12 protein-coding genes are annotated in these 17,010 nt (G+C 61.4%); 4 read left to right on the top strand and 8 right to left on the bottom strand.

Annotation, left to right across the window (positions count from 1 at the left end):
* Nucleotide 1: 1 nt before the first annotated feature.
* A complete protein-coding gene (locus tag Q7F16_RS18865) occupies nucleotides 2-598 on the bottom strand; it encodes a MarC family protein (RefSeq protein ID WP_014336378.1) in 597 nt (198 codons plus the stop codon).
* Between the two features lie 247 nt (nucleotides 599-845).
* Between Q7F16_RS18865 and Q7F16_RS18860 the strand changes: the two genes are divergently transcribed.
* Genes Q7F16_RS18860 through Q7F16_RS18850 form a run of 3 tightly spaced genes read left to right on the top strand, consistent with a single transcriptional unit; the run spans nucleotide 846 to nucleotide 3,042 of the window.
* Nucleotides 846-1,622, top strand: a complete 777-nt coding sequence (locus Q7F16_RS18860) for a hypothetical protein (protein ID WP_046064390.1) — start codon at nucleotides 846-848, stop codon at nucleotides 1,620-1,622.
* A gap of 59 nt (nucleotides 1,623-1,681) precedes the next feature.
* A complete protein-coding gene (locus Q7F16_RS18855; protein WP_046064391.1) occupies nucleotides 1,682-2,410 on the top strand; it encodes a hypothetical protein in 729 nt (242 codons plus the stop codon).
* On the top strand, nucleotides 2,407-3,042 hold the full coding sequence (locus Q7F16_RS18850) for a hypothetical protein (protein ID WP_409556734.1): 636 nt from the start codon (nucleotides 2,407-2,409) through the stop codon (nucleotides 3,040-3,042). Before Q7F16_RS18855 ends, Q7F16_RS18850 begins: the two co-directional genes overlap by 4 nt.
* Nucleotides 3,043-3,071: 29 nt before the next feature.
* On the opposite strand, the gene Q7F16_RS18845 is transcribed toward Q7F16_RS18850, so the two are convergent.
* From Q7F16_RS18845 to prmA, 7 genes are all read right to left on the bottom strand, one after another.
* Nucleotides 3,072-5,846 carry a hybrid sensor histidine kinase/response regulator gene (locus Q7F16_RS18845; protein ID WP_409556735.1) on the bottom strand — a complete coding sequence of 925 codons (2,775 nt, stop codon included), beginning with the start codon at nucleotides 5,844-5,846 and terminating at the stop codon, nucleotides 3,072-3,074.
* 99 nt (nucleotides 5,847-5,945) lie between these two features.
* Nucleotides 5,946-7,241 (bottom strand): phosphoribosylamine--glycine ligase, encoded by a 1,296-nt coding sequence (gene purD, locus Q7F16_RS18840; protein WP_409556736.1) that lies wholly within the window; start codon nucleotides 7,239-7,241, stop codon nucleotides 5,946-5,948.
* Nucleotides 7,242-7,463: 222 nt separating this feature from the next.
* A complete protein-coding gene (purH, locus tag Q7F16_RS18835; RefSeq protein ID WP_116643254.1) occupies nucleotides 7,464-9,071 on the bottom strand; it encodes a bifunctional phosphoribosylaminoimidazolecarboxamide formyltransferase/IMP cyclohydrolase in 1,608 nt (535 codons plus the stop codon).
* An 83-nt stretch (nucleotides 9,072-9,154) separates the two neighbouring features.
* Nucleotides 9,155-9,475, bottom strand: coding sequence for a DNA-binding transcriptional regulator Fis (fis, locus tag Q7F16_RS18830; RefSeq protein ID WP_003186237.1), 321 nt, complete (start codon nucleotides 9,473-9,475; stop codon nucleotides 9,155-9,157).
* Entirely contained in the window at nucleotides 9,472-10,479 is a 1,008-nt protein-coding gene (gene dusB / locus Q7F16_RS18825; RefSeq protein ID WP_014336385.1) for a tRNA dihydrouridine synthase DusB, read from the bottom strand. The genes fis and dusB overlap by 4 nt, the downstream gene beginning before the upstream one ends.
* 185 nt (nucleotides 10,480-10,664) lie before the next feature.
* Nucleotides 10,665-11,891, bottom strand: coding sequence for a DUF3426 domain-containing protein (locus tag Q7F16_RS18820; protein WP_079301697.1), 1,227 nt, complete (start codon nucleotides 11,889-11,891; stop codon nucleotides 10,665-10,667).
* Nucleotides 11,892-11,921: 30 nt separating this feature from the next.
* Nucleotides 11,922-12,800: a 50S ribosomal protein L11 methyltransferase gene (gene prmA / locus Q7F16_RS18815; RefSeq protein WP_409556737.1), complete on the bottom strand. Its 879-nt coding sequence runs from the start codon at nucleotides 12,798-12,800 to the stop codon at nucleotides 11,922-11,924.
* Between the two features lie 193 nt (nucleotides 12,801-12,993).
* Between prmA and Q7F16_RS18810 the strand changes: the two genes are divergently transcribed.
* Complete coding sequence (locus Q7F16_RS18810) at nucleotides 12,994-16,965, top strand: dermonecrotic toxin domain-containing protein (protein WP_409556738.1); 3,972 nt, start codon at nucleotides 12,994-12,996, stop codon at nucleotides 16,963-16,965.
* Nucleotides 16,966-17,010 lie beyond the last annotated feature (45 nt).

Below are 17,010 nucleotides of genomic sequence, written 5' to 3'. Positions count from 1 at the left end.
TTCAGGGGACCAGGTAGCCCCTCACCCCGGTAAAAATGATCTGCGCCGCCAAGGCGCAGACAAACAGCCCCATCAGGCGGCTGACGATCTGCAAGCCCTGGTCGCCCAGGATTCGTTCGATACGGCTGGACAGGTAGAGCACGACACCGACGGTGAAACTCGCCAGGGCGATGCTGATGATGGCCATGAGTTTGTCATCCCAGTGCGGCTGGCTCACGCCCATCACCAGCAGGGCGCCGATGGTGCCGGGGCCGACGGTCAACGGAATGGTCAGCGGGACGATGGTCACGTCCTGCTGCACGTTGTCGGTCTGTACGGCCGACTTGCCCTGGGCCATGCCCAGTGCCGAAATGAACAGCACACTGCCGGCGCCGATACGGAAGGCATCCACGGTGATGCCGAACACGCTGAAAATCACCCGCCCGAACAAATACAGCAACACGCTGGAGACCAGCGTCGCGGTCGCGACCTTCCAGGCCAGGCGGCGTTGTTCCTTGCGCGAATAGCCGCGAGTCAACCCGATAAAACACGACAGCACGAAGAAGGGGCTATAGAGCACCAGCATCTTCAGGTACACGCTGAATAGTACGTGGAGCATGGTTCGGACTCATTGCGAAAGACATCGCCGGAGTCTATCAGCCTCTGAATCGACTGTCGGCATTTGATTGGATGTAGTGAAAGGGTGTTTTTTATTCGATGGGGTGTGTCTGCTTTTGTTTGAATAATATTAGTTGGGAGGCTTTTATTTTGAGGTTACAAGTTGAGAGTTGTTGTATTTGGTTAAGTTGATTAGTGTGGGGCTGCAGGTCATGGAGTGACTTGCTTGATAACTTAAGGAGTAACTTATGAGTTTTGAAGTGTGTGACAGCAGCGTGGCCGCCTGTGTGGCGCGTCTGGAAAGTTATGATATCTATCCAGATATCAGTCCCCGCTCGTTGTATTCGGGTGATATCGAGCCTCCGGCGAAGGGATCGGTTGTCGGTGAAGGTATCCTGGCCTTCGCCGGTGGTCTTTCTTCGCAACACCAGGAAGATGCGCAGCATGCCTTTCTCTTTGCGTCTCTGGTCGCCAACAGGCAATACCCTCTCGAATCCCAGGGGCGAGAGTGGTACTACAAGTTTGTAGAAGTCATGACGAACGCCGGTTGGGTCGCCACGCAGCGCTTCTATGATGACCTGAGCGTCGCCGGTAACACCGTGCGGATGGACAAACTGGTGTTGGACATCCTCGCTTCCGTAGTGTCGGGTATTGCCCTCGGAAGCGCGACTTCGGCGTTGCTGTTGAGGGTTGCCGACAGTGCAATCACTGCCTTGCAGAAAAAGGAAAAGACCCTGACCCTTTTCGAGCGAAACCTGCTGGAACATGGGGTGGGCGGAATGGCGGCCGGTACCTGTGTCGAAATCGACGGTGAAGTCAGCATGCTGCTTGGCACTGTGCGCTTTATCCGGCGCAACAGCGCGACCCAGGTCTTGTTTGCAGATTGGAACAGTCGTGAAGTGAAGTTGTATAAAGGTGAGTCGGTTTTCAGGAAAGTGCCGAGTATTGTCGAGCGAACCCGAGGCATCATTATTGGTCGACTGGGTAATCATGCCGTCAGCAAGATCGAAGAGTACGAAATCTAAGTTTCATTTCAATAAGGCAGCCGGATGATCGGTTGCCTTATTTTTAGGAAGAATAAAGCATGGATAAGGAATATTCGGTTTTTGTTAACGCGGCGGCGATTGTTTTAGTTTCCTCCACTGTTCGAGGAACAGGGGTTGAAGACTTGATGAATTCGGTCTTGCTCGCGCAATTGGTGGCTAACAAGAACCTGCAGCGCATACCAAGCGCTGATTGGTACGCTAGTTATATGGACGTCCTGAGTGTCGCCTGGATAGCGGGTGCCAAACGCCGAAAGGACCTGCTACCGAAACAAGACGCTGCCAGCTCGCCATTGGAGTGGGTTACAGCAATACCCTTGGACGATCGGCCGGACCAGCAACAGCAGATCATGGCGGTGTTGGACCGTGTCGCCGCATTACCCGGCTCGCTGCCGGCGCTGAGTATCCTGCGCAAGCATATGCAAAAACCAAACGAACCTGAGCCGACGCAGAGCCCTTCAACGTCCAGCCCCGTGCGCTTGTTGGTGATCGTGGCGCACAGCCCCGTTTCGATGACCGGTATCTGTTTGCAATTCAGCACAGGGAAAGCGATCAATGCCAACCCTTGGGGGCAATGCTTTGATGGCAAGGACATCGACGGTTGTGTGTCGGCGCGTTATTTGCGCATGCAACTGAGCGAAACATTGTTCGCGCCGGCCCGCGAGGTTATCGCTCGTAAGGTAGGGACTGTCGTGGACGACAACGTGGTGGATATCACCGGGGTTATCGAGGATTCGGTTGTTCGTCCTGCCGAGGAGGTCGGGCGATGACCGGGCCGATTCCATCCGCTGCGGTCGTTGGCGGCAGTGTCGTTTCGTTCGCGGCCGGTTTGCCCGCGTCCCAGCGCGAAGACGTGTACTTGAGCACGCTGTATGCGCAACGGGCCACCTGGGCGGCCTACCGTGCCGGGCTGTCAGGGAACTGGTTTGACTATTACTGCAACCAACTCAAATTCCTGGGATGGGACGTACCGCGCCCGCAGACGCTGCCAGCCATTGAAAGTCCGATGGGGGTGGGAGCGACACAACATATCGAGGCCGGTCTTGGCGAAGCTTTTCACGCCCCGGCCAGTGGTGCGTTGGTGGCATTGGAGAGCAATCCCAAAGCGCTAGAGCTGTTCGAATCAACCAGCCTGTCGCGCGACACCGGCATTTTCCAGATGATTCCCTGCGTGCCGAACGGCACCCATAGAATTGCAATGGGCGTGTATCACTGCCAGTTCCAACTGCGTCGACAGATGTCTCGATTCTTGTTCATCGAGCGCGGCGACTGGGTGCGCAGCAGTGTCGAGCAAATGATTGTCATCAACTTCAATACGCTGTACTACGCCACCTTCAGGGAAAAGGTAAAACGTTCGGTGATGTCCCAAACATCCACCTACCTCAGTGCCTTGGAACTCTGAGGCGTGCTCTCTCGCTGGCTTGGATTGGTTCAATAAGTCGATGCAGTCGGTTTTTGCTGATCGCGCTGGGCCACCCAGTGTTCGATCAGCTCACGCAACTGCGACAGCTCCACCGGCTTGGCCATATGCCCGTCCATCCCGGCCTGGCGCGCGCGCTCCTTGTGCTCGGCCAGGATATGCGCGGTGAGCGCCACCACGGGAGTACGAGTCCTCTGGTTGCCCATTTCCCAGGCGCGCAGTTGCTGAGTGGCGGAAAACCCGTCGAGGATTGGCATCTCGCAGTCCATCAGGACCAGGTCGTAGCGCTGCTCCTTCATGGCCTTGAGGGCTTCTTCGCCGTTGCTGGCAGTGTCGGGTTGCAGGTTGAGCTTGCCGAGCATGCCGCGGATGACCTTGGTGGAAATGCTGTTGTCCTCGGCCACCAGAATGCGGAAATCGCTCGGCACCTTCACCGGAAGGGGAGGGCCGGCGTTCACCTGCACATTCGTCGCCAGGCCCCGATTGCGCTGGTTCAGTTCGTCCGCCAGGGTGGTCTTGAGGGTATAGCCGGCCACCGGTTTGGCGAGGATGCGCTTGACCCCGCTGTTGCGTGCCACGATCTTGCTCGGCGCGTTGCTGATACCGGTGAGCATGATCAACAGGATGTCGTGGTTCAGGCTCGGGTCTTCCTTGATCTTGGCCGCCAGTTGCATGCCGGTCATGCCTGGCATGTTCTGGTCCAGCAACACCACGTCGAAATAGTCGCGCAGGTGGGCCTTGGTGCGCAGCAGCGCCAGGGCTTCCTTGCCCGATGGCACCGCACTGACGTTCAGGCCCCAGGCGCTGCACTGTTGCACCAGTACTTTGCGGCAGGTGTCGTTGTCGTCGACGATCAATACCCGCGCCCCTTGCAGCGGGCCATCGAGGTCGGAAGTTGGATGTTCGAGGCGATCCGGGTCCAGCGGCAGGGTCAGCCACAGGGTACTGCCCTGGTTGCTGCCGCTTTTGATACCGAATTCCCCGTGCATCAGCACGATCAACTGACGGGCGATGACCAGGCCCAGGTTGCCCCCAAGGCGCGTGGCCGACAGGAAATTCTTGCTGTGCAGCTCGGCGTGCATCAGCGTATCGCGCTCTTCGGCGTCCATCGGCGTCCCGCTGTCCTGCACGGCGATGCGCAGGCGTGGCTGATTGCTGCGCTCGTCGAGGGCGACGACGATCAGCACTTCGCCCTCATCGGTCTTCTTCAGGGCGTTTTCCAGCAGGCTCAGCAGCGCCTGGCGCAGCCGCGTCGGGTCACCGCTGATCACTCGTGGCACCTGGGGCTGGATGAAACTGATCAGCTCGACATTCTGCTGTTCGGCTTTGGCCCGGAAGATACTCAGGCAATCCTCGATCAGTGCATTGAGGTCGAACTGCACGTCGTCCAGTTCGATCTGCCCGGATTCGAGCCGGGAAATGTCGAGGATCTCGTTGATCAGGGTCAGCAGTTCATTGCCGGCGCTGTGGATCGTCTGCACGTAGTCGCGCTGCTTGACCGACAACGGGGTACCCAGCAGCAGCTCAGTCATGCCCAGCACACCGTTCATTGGGGTGCGGATCTCGTGGCTGATCTTGGCCAGGAACTCGGCCTTGGCATTGATCTCGGCATTGCTCGCCGCCAGGTCGCGGCTGATGCTGAACCGGCTTTCGTTGATCGAGCGCTGGCGCTCGCCCAGGGCGACACTCATCAACAGGCCGCTGATGCAGATGAAGATCAGCAGGGTGATGATCAAGCCCTGGGGAGGGACTTCCGTGAGCCCTTGCAGGGCCGGAAGGATGATCAGCGTGCCAAGGTTGAAGACCACCATGGCTGCGACGAACAACCGGGCCGGGCGGTAGCCCTTTTGCCAGTGCCAGGCGCTGACGAACAGCATGCTCAGGCCGGCCAGGGCCACCAGGGCATAGGTCATGATATTGAGCGGCAGCGTGTTGACGAACAATAGCAACAGGCTGCACAGCATGACGAACACGATGTCCCCCAGCAGCAGCCGGTTCAACGGGTGCGGTCCCAGGGGCGCGAAGAAACGGTAGGCGAACATCAGGCCGCAGGGCGCGGTCAGCAGCAAGGCCAGGTAGGCCCCGGGCGTCTGGACGGCAGGCCAGTCGGGCAGCCAGGGCCCGGCCAGGTTCAGCAACAGTGCGAGGCTGAGCATCAGCAGCCCTTCACAGGCTGCCAGCCACAGGCAACTGCGTGAGCGGGTGTAGGCATAGCGGGTGAGGTTGTGCAGGATCAGCATGGCGATGCAGCCGAACAGCAACCCATAGATCAGCGTCTGGTTCTGATCGGCCGCCGCCACGACGGCCGATTGCAAGGTGACGTAGGGGCGCAGTTCGTGGCGCGAGGCCAGTCGCAGGTAGACATCCAGCGATTTATCGCTGCGTGGCAGGGGCAGCATGAAATCGCTGCTCGGTACCACCGGTTCGGTGTGCGGCGTGGCATTGCCGTTGACCTGTTGGTCAACCAGGGCGTCGCCGTCCAGCACATAGAGGTTCAGGCGTGACAGGTCGGGGGCGAAGATGCGCAGGATCTGTTCATGCCGGTCGGGGGCCAGGCGGAAACGCAACCACAATGCCCCGCCGGGCTCGGCGGCCTTGAGGCGGTCGAGGTCGATGGGGCTGAATTGATTGGTGTAGCGGGCAGAACGGATGTCGCTCAGCGTCAGGTCGCCCTGTTCGTCGAGCAATACCGCCCAGCCACTGCCTGGCGCGGCCTGGGCCGGGAGCATGCAGAGCAGCGTCAGCAGGGTGACGGTAAGGCCTATGGCAATCCTGAGCCAGCGCACGGCGAAATCCCTTCGTAGGTTGATGCCAGATTATAACTATGCGCGGCGCCGGAACAGTCAGGCAAGGGCCGCAGACCCTTGCCTGGCTGAATGGCTGGGTTATTCCAGATTTTCGCCACGCTCGCGGGCAATGGCACGGTAGCCAATGTCCTTGCGGTAGAAGCAACCTTCCCAGTCGATCTCGGCGGCAAGCTTGTAGGCCTGCTGCTGAGCTTCGTCGACACTGGCTCCCATGGCGGTGGCGCAAAGCACGCGACCGCCAGCGGTGACCACTTGCCCATCCTTCAACGCCGTGCCTGCCTGGAAGACCTTGCCTTCCAGGCGGGCCGCGGCGTCCAGGCCCTGGATCGCGCTACCTTTGGCGTAGTCGCCCGGGTAACCGCCAGCCGCCAGTACGACACCGACGCTTGGGCGCGGATCCCACTGGGCTTCGACCTTGTCCAGTGCCTGGGCCAGTGCGGCCTCGACCAGCAGGACCAGGCTCGATTGCAGGCGCAGCATCACCGGTTGGGTCTCAGGATCGCCGAAACGGCAGTTGAATTCGATGACTTTTGGGTTACCAGCCTTGTCGATCATCAGGCCAGCATAGAGGAAACCGGTGTAGACATTGCCTTCCTCGGCCATGCCGCGCACGGTCGGCCAGATCACCAGGTCCATGACGCGTTGGTGTACCTGGGCGGTCACCACCGGGGCTGGGGAGTAGGCACCCATGCCGCCGGTGTTCGGGCCGCTGTCGCCGTCGCCGACACGCTTGTGGTCCTGGCTGGTGGCCATTGGCAGGACGTTCTTGCCATCGACCATGACGATGAAACTGGCTTCCTCGCCGTCGAGGAACTCTTCGATCACCACGCGGGAACCGGCGTCACCGAAGGCATTGCCGGCGAGCATGTCGCGCACGGCGTCTTCGGCTTCGGCCAGGGTCATGGCAACGATCACGCCTTTACCGGCAGCGAGGCCGTCGGCCTTGATCACGATCGGTGCGCCTTTCTCGCGCAGGTACGCCAGGGCTGGTTCGATTTCGGTGAAGTTCTGGTAGTCGGCGGTCGGGATCTTGTGACGCGCCAGGAAATCCTTGGTGAACGCTTTCGAGCCTTCCAACTGCGCGGCACCAGCAGTCGGGCCGAAGCAGTCCAGGCCACGGGCGCGGAACAGATCGACCACACCGGCGACCAGCGGCACTTCCGGGCCGACGATGGTCAGCGAGACGTTCTTTTCGGCGAAGTCGGCCAGTTGCTCCAGGGCCAGCACGTCGATGGCGACGTTTTCGCATTTGGCTTCGATGGCGGTGCCGGCATTGCCCGGTGCCACGAAAACCTTCTGCACACGGGGATCCTGGGCCACTTTCCAGGCCAGGGCGTGTTCGCGGCCACCGCTGCCAATGATCAAAACATTCATTTCAAAAAACCTCGGATGACGCTGATTCTGTTGAGCATCGCAGAGATGCTTTTCTGTGGGAGCGAGCTTGTGTGGGAGCTGGTCTTGTGTGGGAGCAAGGCTTGCCCGCGATAGCATCACCTCGGTTTGCCTGATGGACCGAGTTGCCTGCATCGCGGGCAAGCCTTGCTCCCACAGAGCCTTGCTCCCACACCAACCCAGCTCCCACAGTGGGTCGGTGTATCAGTGACGGAAGTGGCGCATGCCCGTAAAGACCATTGCGATACCAGCCTCATCGGCAGCCGCAATCACTTCATTGTCACGCATCGAACCACCCGGCTGGATCACGGCCGTGATGCCGACCTTGGCGGCGTTGTCGATGCCGTCGCGGAACGGGAAGAACGCATCGGAAGCCATGACCGCGCCTTGTACCTGCAAACCGGCGTGTTCAGCCTTGATGGCGGCGATGCGGGCGGAGTTCACGCGGCTCATCTGGCCAGCGCCGACACCGATGGTCTGGCGGTTCTTGGCGTAGACGATGGCGTTGGACTTGACGTACTTGGCGACTTTCCAGGCGAAGATCAGGTCGTTGATTTCCTGCTCGCTCGGGGCGCGCTTGGTCACGACCTTGAGGTCTTCGCTGCCGATCATGCCGATGTCGCGGCTCTGGACCAGCAGGCCGCCATTGACGCGCTTGTAGTCCCAGGCCGGTGCACGATCGGCCGACCATTGGCCGCAGGCCAGCAGGCGGACGTTGGCCTTGGCGGCAACGATGGCGCGGGCTTCTTCGGTGACCGACGGGGCGATGATCACTTCGACGAACTGACGCTCGACGATGGCCTTGGCGGTCTCGGCGTCCAGTTCACGGTTGAAGGCGATGATGCCGCCGAAAGCCGACTCGGTGTCGGTGGCGTAGGCCAGTTCGTAGGCCTGGCGGATGCCACCCTCGGCGTCCGGGCTCACCGCCACGCCGCACGGGTTGGCGTGCTTGACGATCACGCAGGCAGGCTTGACGAAGCTCTTCACGCATTCCAGGGCGGCGTCGGTGTCGGCCACGTTGTTGAACGACAGTTCCTTGCCTTGCAGCTGGGTGGCGGTGGCAATGCCGACTTCGGCGGGCTTGGCTTCCACGTAGAACGCCGCGCTCTGGTGCGGGTTCTCGCCGTAGCGCATTTCCTGGGCCTTGACGAACTGGGTGTTGAAGGTGCGCGGGAATTCGCTGCGGCCTTCGGTCGACAGGGTTTCAGCTGCCTGGTTCACGGTGCCCATGTAGTTGGCGATCATGCCGTCGTAGGCGGCGGTGTGTTCGAAGGCCTTGAGCATCAGGTCGAAACGCTGGGCGTAGGTCAGGCCACCGGCCTTGAGGTTTTCCAGCACGCTGGCGTAGTCGCTGGCGTTGACCACGATGGCTACGTCTTTGTGGTTCTTGGCCGCCGAGCGGACCATGGTCGGGCCGCCGATGTCGATGTTCTCGATGGCAGTCGGCAGGTCGCAGCCGGGCTTGTTGATGGTGGCTTCGAACGGGTAGAGGTTGACCGCTACCAGGTCGATCGGCTTGATGCCGTGTTCGTTCATGATGGCGTCGTCGATGCCGCGACGACCCAGGATCCCGCCGTGGATTTTCGGGTGCAGGGTCTTGACCCGACCGTCCATCATTTCTGCAAAACCGGTGTAGTCCGCGACTTCCACTGCGGCGACGCCGTTGTCCTGCAGCAGCTTGAAGGTCCCGCCGGTGGAGAGAATCTCGACGCCCAGCTGTTGCAGCTCGCGGGCGAATTCGAGGATCCCGGTCTTGTCGGAGACGCTGATCAAGGCGCGGCGGATCGGCAGGCGGGTGGTCTGGTCGGTCATTTCAATTTCCATCAAAAGCAAGGGAAGTCAGCAAAAAAGGCGACCGTTTTTTACGCGGGCGCCTTTCTGGTTTGATTGAATGCTTACAGCAGATCGTACTGCTTGAGTTTCTTGCGCAGGGTGCCGCGGTTCAGGCCCAGCAGCTCACTGGCCTTGGTCTGGTTACCCTTGACGTAGTTCATCACGCTTTCGAGCAGCGGCGCCTCGACTTCGGAAAGCACCAGGTTGTACACATCCGTGACGGCAGCGCCCTCAAGGTGGGCGAAATAATTGTGCAGCGCCTTCTCGACACTCCCGCGAAGGGTCTGGCCTTCTTCGCTGGGCGTATTGAGGTGCTGTTTCAAATTCACGTTGTCGCTCACGGGTGTTGTTCCACTCACTAAAGTCTCGGTCATCATCGTCATGCGGCCACCCCTTCGTCCCCTGTCAGGCTCTTGTAACGCTCAGCGAAGAACGCCTGAACGTCGGCGCATTGTGCTTGTGTACCATCCAAACGATTGAAACGGGCGCGAAACTCCCTGGCGCCCGGCAGGGTTGCGAGATACCAGCCCACATGCTTGCGAGCGATGCGTACACCCATGACTTCTCCGTAGAAGGCATGTAGCGCGGCCAGATGCTCTAGCAGAATACGTTCCACCTCGGACAACTGCGGCGCCGCGAGCTTTTCGCCCGTGCGCAGGAAGTGTTCGATCTCACGAAAAATCCATGGCCGCCCCTGGGCGGCCCGGCCGATCAACAGGCCATCGGCACCGGTCGCGTCCAGCACGTACCGGGCCTTCTCGGGCGAATCGACGTCGCCGTTGGCAAAGACCGGAATCGACACCGCCTGCTTGATCGCGGCGATGGTGTCGTACTCGGCTTCACCGGTGTACAGGTCGGCACGGGTGCGGCCGTGGACCGCCAGCGCCGTGATGCCCGCCTGTTCGGCGATCTTCGCCACTACCAGGCCATTCTTGTTCTCCCGGTCCCACCCGGTGCGGATCTTCAGGGTCACCGGCACATCGACCGCGGCGACGACCGCCTGCAGGATCTCGGTGACCAGCGCTTCATCTTTCAACAGTGCCGAGCCTGCGGCCTTGTTGCAGACCTTCTTCGCCGGGCAGCCCATGTTGATGTCGATGATCTGCGCCCCCAGCTCGACGTTCGCCCGGGCCGCCTCCGCCAGCATCTGTGCGTCGCCACCGGCGATCTGTACCGAGCGGGGCTCGGGATCGCCTTCGTGGATCATGCGCAGACGCGATTTGCGGGTGTTCCACAAACTCATGTCGCTGGTGACCATTTCCGAAACCACCAATCCTGCGCCCAAGCGCTTGCACAGCTGACGAAAGGGCTGGTCGGTGACGCCCGCCATAGGGGCGAGAACCAGGCCGTTCTGCAATGTATATGGGCCGATGCGTACCGCCGACATAGGACTTCCCTGAAGTGGGGCCGGATCATGAGACTTCGAAAAAGGGTTGGCATGATACCCGCTCTCGATGACTGGATAAAGATCGAATTGGATAAAATCTGAACAGCTATTTTGTTATCGCCAGCGGTTTGGTCTGGGTGGGGTCAGTCAGAAAGCTGCCGTCAATCGGCCGACCCTGGCCGGTTTCATTCGGGGGAATGGAAGCTCAGGCTGTAGTTCACCGCCTTGGGCCCAGGGTCCAGGATATCCAGTGCGATGTGAATGGGCGTCTGGGGCGGCATTTCGCCGCGGTCCTGGAGGTCGCCACCCAGGTACTCCCCGGCCTTGAAGCGGCGGCTGGCGATCAGGTGCCCGTTGAGGTCGGCAAAGCGCAGTTCCAGCAGCGGAAAAGGTTGGGAGAAGGGCGCACGGTTATAGATGATCGCGTCCACCACCAGGGCACCGCTGAACTCCGGATGGCTGCGCACCACCAGGTTGCTGCTCTTGATCTTGGCGATGTCGACCTTGGACGGTACGTCGCAGCCGATGGTCGGGCAGATTTGCAGGAACCATGGCCGGTACTGGTCCTGACGGGCCAGCTCCTCGAAATGGTAGGCGATGTACTGGCCGCCCAAGGCCGCGGCGGCGAGCAATATCAGCAGGCCCCATAACATGCGTCGCCCCCAGGGCGAGCGGCGTTTGCGCCAGTCCAGTTGCAGCGGGTCGTCGTCCAGGTCGTGGAGGGCTTCGGCGCGTATTCCGGGCTCCTGGCGTTCCCGTGACTTGCGCAGTGGCACCGGTGGCTCGGGTTCGTCGTCGTGGTCGTCGGTGGCGGACAGGCGTTCGAGGTGTTCGTCGGGCTCGTCGTCCGGCGCCAGGTGGAGGGGGGCGACAGGCTCGTCGTCCGGTTCCAGGGGTTCAAGGGCCAGGGACAGGGACGGCTCGGTGCGTGGCGGCCGGGCCGGTTCGTGGGGCTCGAACGGTTCGACAGGGGTATCGAGGATGGCTTCGGCGCGTTCGCTCAAGGTTTCGCTGTACAGGCTGTCGGGCCAGGCCTGCTGTTCGCCAGAGAGCGAGTCGCGTTGCGCGCTCAGATTGTCTTCCCGGCGCCGGCCGGTGTTTCCCGGCGCGCGATTGTCGCGCCGCTCCAGACGCGCCAGTTCCTTGTCCAGGTCATCCAGATCCAGCTCGGCGGCGCTCCATTGTTTCTGGCTGATGGCCCGGGGCGGTGCTTCGACGGCAGGCTTGGAGGGTGGCACGACGACAGGCTCCGCTTGCTTGGCAGTGCGTTGTTCCAGCAACTGTCGTGCGGCATTGAACACTTGCAGGCACGAGCCGCAACGAACCACTCCGCGGGCCACGCTCAATTGAGCATGGCTGACGCGAAAACGGGTGTGGCAATGCGGGCACTGGGTGACGAAGCTGTCAGTCATGCGGCAATCCGGTGGATACAGGCGGTCATTCTAGCGCCGACGTCCGGTGATGCGCACCCAGCCATCGCGATTGGCGATGGGGTCCAGGTCAAAGTCCGCGGCATAAGCGGCGGCGACTTCTTCACCTTGTTCGGCGAGGATGCCCGACAGCGCCAGGCGTCCGCCCGGCTTGACCAGGCTCGACAGTTGCGGCGACAGGGACACCAGCGGGCCGGCAAGGATGTTGGCCACCAGCACGTCGGCCTGGACCTGTGGCAAGTCCTGCGGCAAGTACAGCGGGAACAGGGCTTCGGCAATGTTGTTGCGCCCGGCGTTGTCGCGGGAGGCTTCCAGGGCCTGGACGTCGATGTCGGTGCCGACTGCTTCCCGGGCGCCCAGCAGGAGCGCGGCAATCGCCAGGATCCCCGAGCCGCAGCCGAAGTCGAGCACGTTGCAACCCTTCAGGTCCTGGCCGTCGAGCCATTCCAGGCACAGTGCGGTGGTCGGGTGGGTGCCGGTGCCGAACGCCAGGCCCGGGTCCAGCAGCAGGTTGACCGCGTCCGGCTCTGGCGCGGCATGCCAGCTTGGGACGATCCACAGGCGCTGGCCGAAACGCATCGGCTGGAAATTATCCATCCAGCTGCGTTCCCAGTCCTGGTCCTCGATCACTTCGCTGTGATGCTCGGGCAGCGGGCTGCCGGTCAGCAGCTCGAGATGGGCCAGTACGCTGGCCGCCTCGGTGCCGCCTTCGAACAGGGCCAGCAGGTGGGTGTGGGACCACAGTGGGGTGGTATTGAGCTCCGGCTCGAAGATCGGCTGGTCTTCGGCGTCCATGAAAGTCACCGATACAGCGCCTACTTCAAGAAACGCGTCTTCATAGGTTTCGGCTTGTTCCGGGCTGATGGCCAGACGTACTTGCAGCCAAGGCATGGCGGGCACCTTTGAAAAAAATCTACAGGGGGCAGCGCTGGGCTGCAAAGGCGCGCAGTGTACGCCAGGTCGCGGGCAAAGTGGATAAGCGAGTCTTGCGCCGTCAGGGTGGGTGTTTCGATATATATATGTATGCCATGGGCGTATCGCCGGGCGGATAAGGTGCCGGTCCACACAGCAGGGAGGAATGTGTATGGACATCACTGCCGAACGGCACAGCAACATGGCGCGCACGGGGCTGGTCTCTTCCCCGCAGGCGGCGACTGCACACGTGACCCTGGAGAAATTGACGCGTTGGCAAGTGGCTATCGACGCGCGACTGCAAACCCAGATGAGCTTGCTGGAGGTGCTGGAAGAGTACCTGCTGGTCGAACTGCGCACCCATTATCACCAAGGCAACATCGATCCACACTTCATCGACACCCTGCTCGACACGGTGTTGCAGCGCATGATCGACCAGGCGCCTGTGGTTTATGACGAAGAGCAGGACTTGCCCTACCGCTGGCCCGAGGGGGTAGACCTGGGGTTCGCCCCCGAGCGTCGTGAGTTCGTTGCCCGGGCGGTGGAAAGCGCGGCGGTGAGGTTTGTCGGTCACTACAAGGACTATCTGCGGCGGCATTGGCGAATCGTTTCGCAGGATGCCTCGCTCGAGGCGTTGGTCAGGCAAAAACTTGATGAGCATCGGGTCGCGGTCGACGGGCTTTTCCAGCCTGACCATCTGGCCGGCCTGGACGTCGATGAATTGCGAGAACAGATCGAAGAACTCCAGGACGCCTGGCGCCAGACGAGTCGCTTGACGGCGTTGGCCACAAACCGTGAGCGGCGGGATCTGGGAGCGGTCGCGCGATTGCAATTGCCGCATTGGCTGCGGGGTTTGAGCAATCCTGATCGTGAACGGCTGCGAGCGTTTGAAAACCAGGCCGCGCTGGCGCAGGTACAAGTCGATGAGCTGGTCGATGGCCTGGGTTCGCTGCGGGCCTTCGCTCGGCAATTGGCCAGGGACTATGCCAGGGATGAATTGGACATGGTGGTCGAGCCTGACAGCATTCGCGTGCAGTTACAGTGGCGAACGGTGATGGGGCAGCCGGTGCACACCTACAACCTGAGTGAGCTGGTGGCGGCAGGCCCGGTACGGCCGGACGCGGTGTCGGTGTTCCTGGTGGAAAATGGCGGCATGCTGCGTAACCAGTCCCTTTCGCCGGACTTCATTGGCCGATTGTTGGCAAACGTCGATGCGCCTGCCGGGTACCTGCAAGCACTGGCCGATCGATATGAGCGGGCGGACCTGAAAGCGGCCATGCTCGATTGGTTTTTGGCGCGCCTGCAGCACAGTGCGTTTATCGCGCGTTGTGCGGGCCAGTTGTCGGCGACCGGCCATGACTCGCTCAGTGCTCTGTGGGGGAGCGACGTTGCGACGCCAACCGCTAGCGTGTGGCGTGTCGCCGGTCTTGTGCTTCCCAATGGCCTGAAGTGTGCCGATTCTCTTCTGTTCTACCGCGAGGACGTGGGCGACGACGTCAGTGGCCTGCTGCTGTATGCCCCCGGCAAACCCGATGGTCAGGAGTGGGTCGAGTTGACCTCGCTTCGGGCGCTGAGCGGGGAGGTCGGTGCCTGGACCCAAAACGAAGCCGGTCGCGAGTATCTGCTGCAGCAACTCCCTGCGACCGATCATGGACGGGCCCGGGAGTATTTTGCCAGCGTGGCGGAGAAACCGGCTTCATGGGACTTGGGCAAAGACCTCAGGGGCCCGGTGACGGGGTTCAGGGCCTGTCTTCAGAACGCCGTCTTGACCGGCCTGGCCAATAACCTGACGCAAGTGGAGCTGAACGAGTCGCCTCGCTGGTACTCGGCGTTGCCGCTGGAGTCCCGGCGCAACATCAGTGGCTTGAACCAGGAGTTTCTGGTTCAGCGGCAGGTGTTCGATGAACAGATGGCCGACTATGAAGTCTTCATCGACTTCGCCAAGCGTACCTTCGCCCATTTGATTGCGCCGTACCTGCGTAGCAAGGGGGTGCTTGAAGCGGTCGATCCGGCCACTGTGCTCATCGACTACAGCCCAGGGCTGGCAGCCGAGAAAAAAACCGCCAGCCTGCTGGACCTTGCCATCTTCGGATATGAGCACAACTCGGATATCGACGATCCCACAAGAGGCGTGCGCTCTTCCGTCGGCCAGGATTTGAAGCAGGTTCGCAGCGCCGAACTGGCGTCATACATTCGCGTGGCTTACCTGGGGGAACGATATGCCAAGCACATCCGCGCCAGCTTTCTCGATGCCAAGGGCCCTGAGTATTCGAAACGCCGCGAGGCCTACCGCTACATGCTGTTGGCCCGGATGGATCGCGACCTGCGTGTGGCCCATGGCAAGTCGATGTTGAGCACCGACGAATTCCAGTGGCTCACCCGGCAAGTCACGCTGCTGAGCGATGGGCGGCCGATGAACAGCGCCACGCATCCTAGTGCTGCCGTGACGCGTGAAGGCGTGATCAAGTTGACCGTCGGCGGTCATGTCGTGCAAGGGGTCTACGTTTTCACTTACTTCGATCCTAAGGTTTTTTACTGGTTGTACACACCCGATGCTCCGGACGGAATCCTGTTTCGCAAGTACCTGGATTTCTCCGGGAGCATCGCCGTGCAACTGCATCATTACGTACTGGAGCGGGTCGCACTGAGCGCGCGTGCCGCTGCAGGGCGTTCGCTGGTGGCGCTGGCGACCGGGAGCACGCGCGTCGATACAGTGCGCGAATTCAATCGGGTCATGGACATCAGCGCTGAATTCGATGCCTGCATCGAGCGCGCTGTCACCGATGTGGAGGACATCACCACAAGTCGTGCCGAAATGATCAGGGATCAGGTGTTCAAGGGCCTGATCTTCGCGGCGGCTCCTGTGTGCATGGTCTACCCCCCGTTTGCCTTGTTGCTGGACATTGGCTTGGTGGCTGTCAGCGCCGGGCAGGCGGTCGAGGCGCATGGGCAGGGCGACACGGAAGGCGCGCTTGGCCACTGGCTGGCCGCGACCTGGGGGACGCTGTTCGCCACGCTCGGTGCCGCAAGCATGGCCACGCTGCTGGGGCGCGCGGCCAGGAACCTGAAGTTCGCGGTGAAACCTCTGTCGTTGTCCGCTCAACGCTTGAGGCGCGCGACATCAGGCATCGCCAAAGAGGCTGGGCCGGTGATCCCGCCCATACGCCTGAAGCCGCAGCAGGCGGTCAGCGGAACACCGGAGCACTTGCAGCCGGTGATTGAGGAGGGGATTTTTTTGGGCACCTATCGCAGCCCGCCCAGCGCAACGCAACCGCTAGGCGCCCACTACATCCGGAGCAAGGGCCGGTACTACCAGGTGATGGAGGATCCCTACTTCGGCGGGTTGTGCCTGGTGGATGCCAGGCGTCCCGGTGCGTTGTACAAGCTGCCCATCCGCAGGCTGGCGAATGGTAAATGGACCCATAACAAGGTCGGCTTGAGAGGCGGTAATGACCATGTGCGCAACCTTGGGCGAGTGGGGGAGTTGCGGGAGGCGTTTCCCGGGCATGTTTTCCCGGACGCGACCAGGGGGGCGTTGCAGGGCGAGGCTGTGCTGGCAAGGTTCAGCGAGACGGCGGACAACTATCTGTTCTCGCTGAATGCGCAGACGTGCGTGATTGCTTCGTTGTACAACCCGACCACCAAAGTCGGGGCGGTCATTCATTTCGATCACAACATCCGCACGCTGATCGAGCGCAGTGTCCGAGATGTGACGCGGCGCCTGGGGGGCGCGGCCAAGGATATCCGCGCCACCTTGGTCGGCGGGGATTGGCTGACGGGGGCCGACATCGGCGAGCCGGTCAGGAGGGTGATGAGGCAACACGGGCTGCAACCGACCTGGGATCACTGGTCGTATTCTTCCTGCCTCGGCAATACCTATGGCGTGTCACTGGATCTGCGCAATGGGGTCACTTCGGTGTTCAAGACCTCCCGCGGTCAAGTCGAGCGCTATTACATACCGGTACTGGCGAGGGCGAAGCAGGGCTCTGATCCGGTATCGGTACGTGCGCGCGGGTTCATGACGCGCTTGCGCAGCGAACCGCTGGTGGCCAATGCCAACGGTGCCGTTCGCACCCATCAGGGCCGGTCGGCGACTGCGGGGCAACTTGCCTTGCAGGAATTCTCTACGGTGCTGCTGAGTTGATGCCCTTGCCTGCATCCTGAGCGACAGGCAAAAAAAGACCCCGGC

The organism is Pseudomonas sp. Lb2C2 (assembly GCF_052112205.1).
In the GTDB taxonomy this organism is placed as follows: domain Bacteria; phylum Pseudomonadota; class Gammaproteobacteria; order Pseudomonadales; family Pseudomonadaceae; genus Aquipseudomonas; species Aquipseudomonas kilonensis.
This window is presented reverse-complemented; position numbering and strand designations above follow the sequence as displayed.

Coding starts and splice junctions, on each gene's coding strand:
- Q7F16_RS18855 (WP_046064391.1), top strand. CDS start 1,682: ATGGATAAGGAATATTCGGTTTTTGTTAACGCGGCGGCGATTGTTTTA.
- Q7F16_RS18820 (WP_079301697.1), bottom strand. CDS start 11,891: ATGACTGACAGCTTCGTCACCCAGTGCCCGCATTGCCACACCCGTTTT.
- prmA (WP_409556737.1), bottom strand. CDS start 12,800: ATGCCTTGGCTGCAAGTACGTCTGGCCATCAGCCCGGAACAAGCCGAA.
- fis (WP_003186237.1), bottom strand. CDS start 9,475: ATGACGATGATGACCGAGACTTTAGTGAGTGGAACAACACCCGTGAGC.
- dusB (WP_014336385.1), bottom strand. CDS start 10,479: ATGTCGGCGGTACGCATCGGCCCATATACATTGCAGAACGGCCTGGTT.
- Q7F16_RS18865 (WP_014336378.1), bottom strand. CDS start 598: ATGCTCCACGTACTATTCAGCGTGTACCTGAAGATGCTGGTGCTCTAT.
- Q7F16_RS18860 (WP_046064390.1), top strand. CDS start 846: ATGAGTTTTGAAGTGTGTGACAGCAGCGTGGCCGCCTGTGTGGCGCGT.
- Q7F16_RS18810 (WP_409556738.1), top strand. CDS start 12,994: ATGGACATCACTGCCGAACGGCACAGCAACATGGCGCGCACGGGGCTG.
- purD (WP_409556736.1), bottom strand. CDS start 7,241: ATGAATGTTTTGATCATTGGCAGCGGTGGCCGCGAACACGCCCTGGCC.
- purH (WP_116643254.1), bottom strand. CDS start 9,071: ATGACCGACCAGACCACCCGCCTGCCGATCCGCCGCGCCTTGATCAGC.
- Q7F16_RS18850 (WP_409556734.1), top strand. CDS start 2,407: ATGACCGGGCCGATTCCATCCGCTGCGGTCGTTGGCGGCAGTGTCGTT.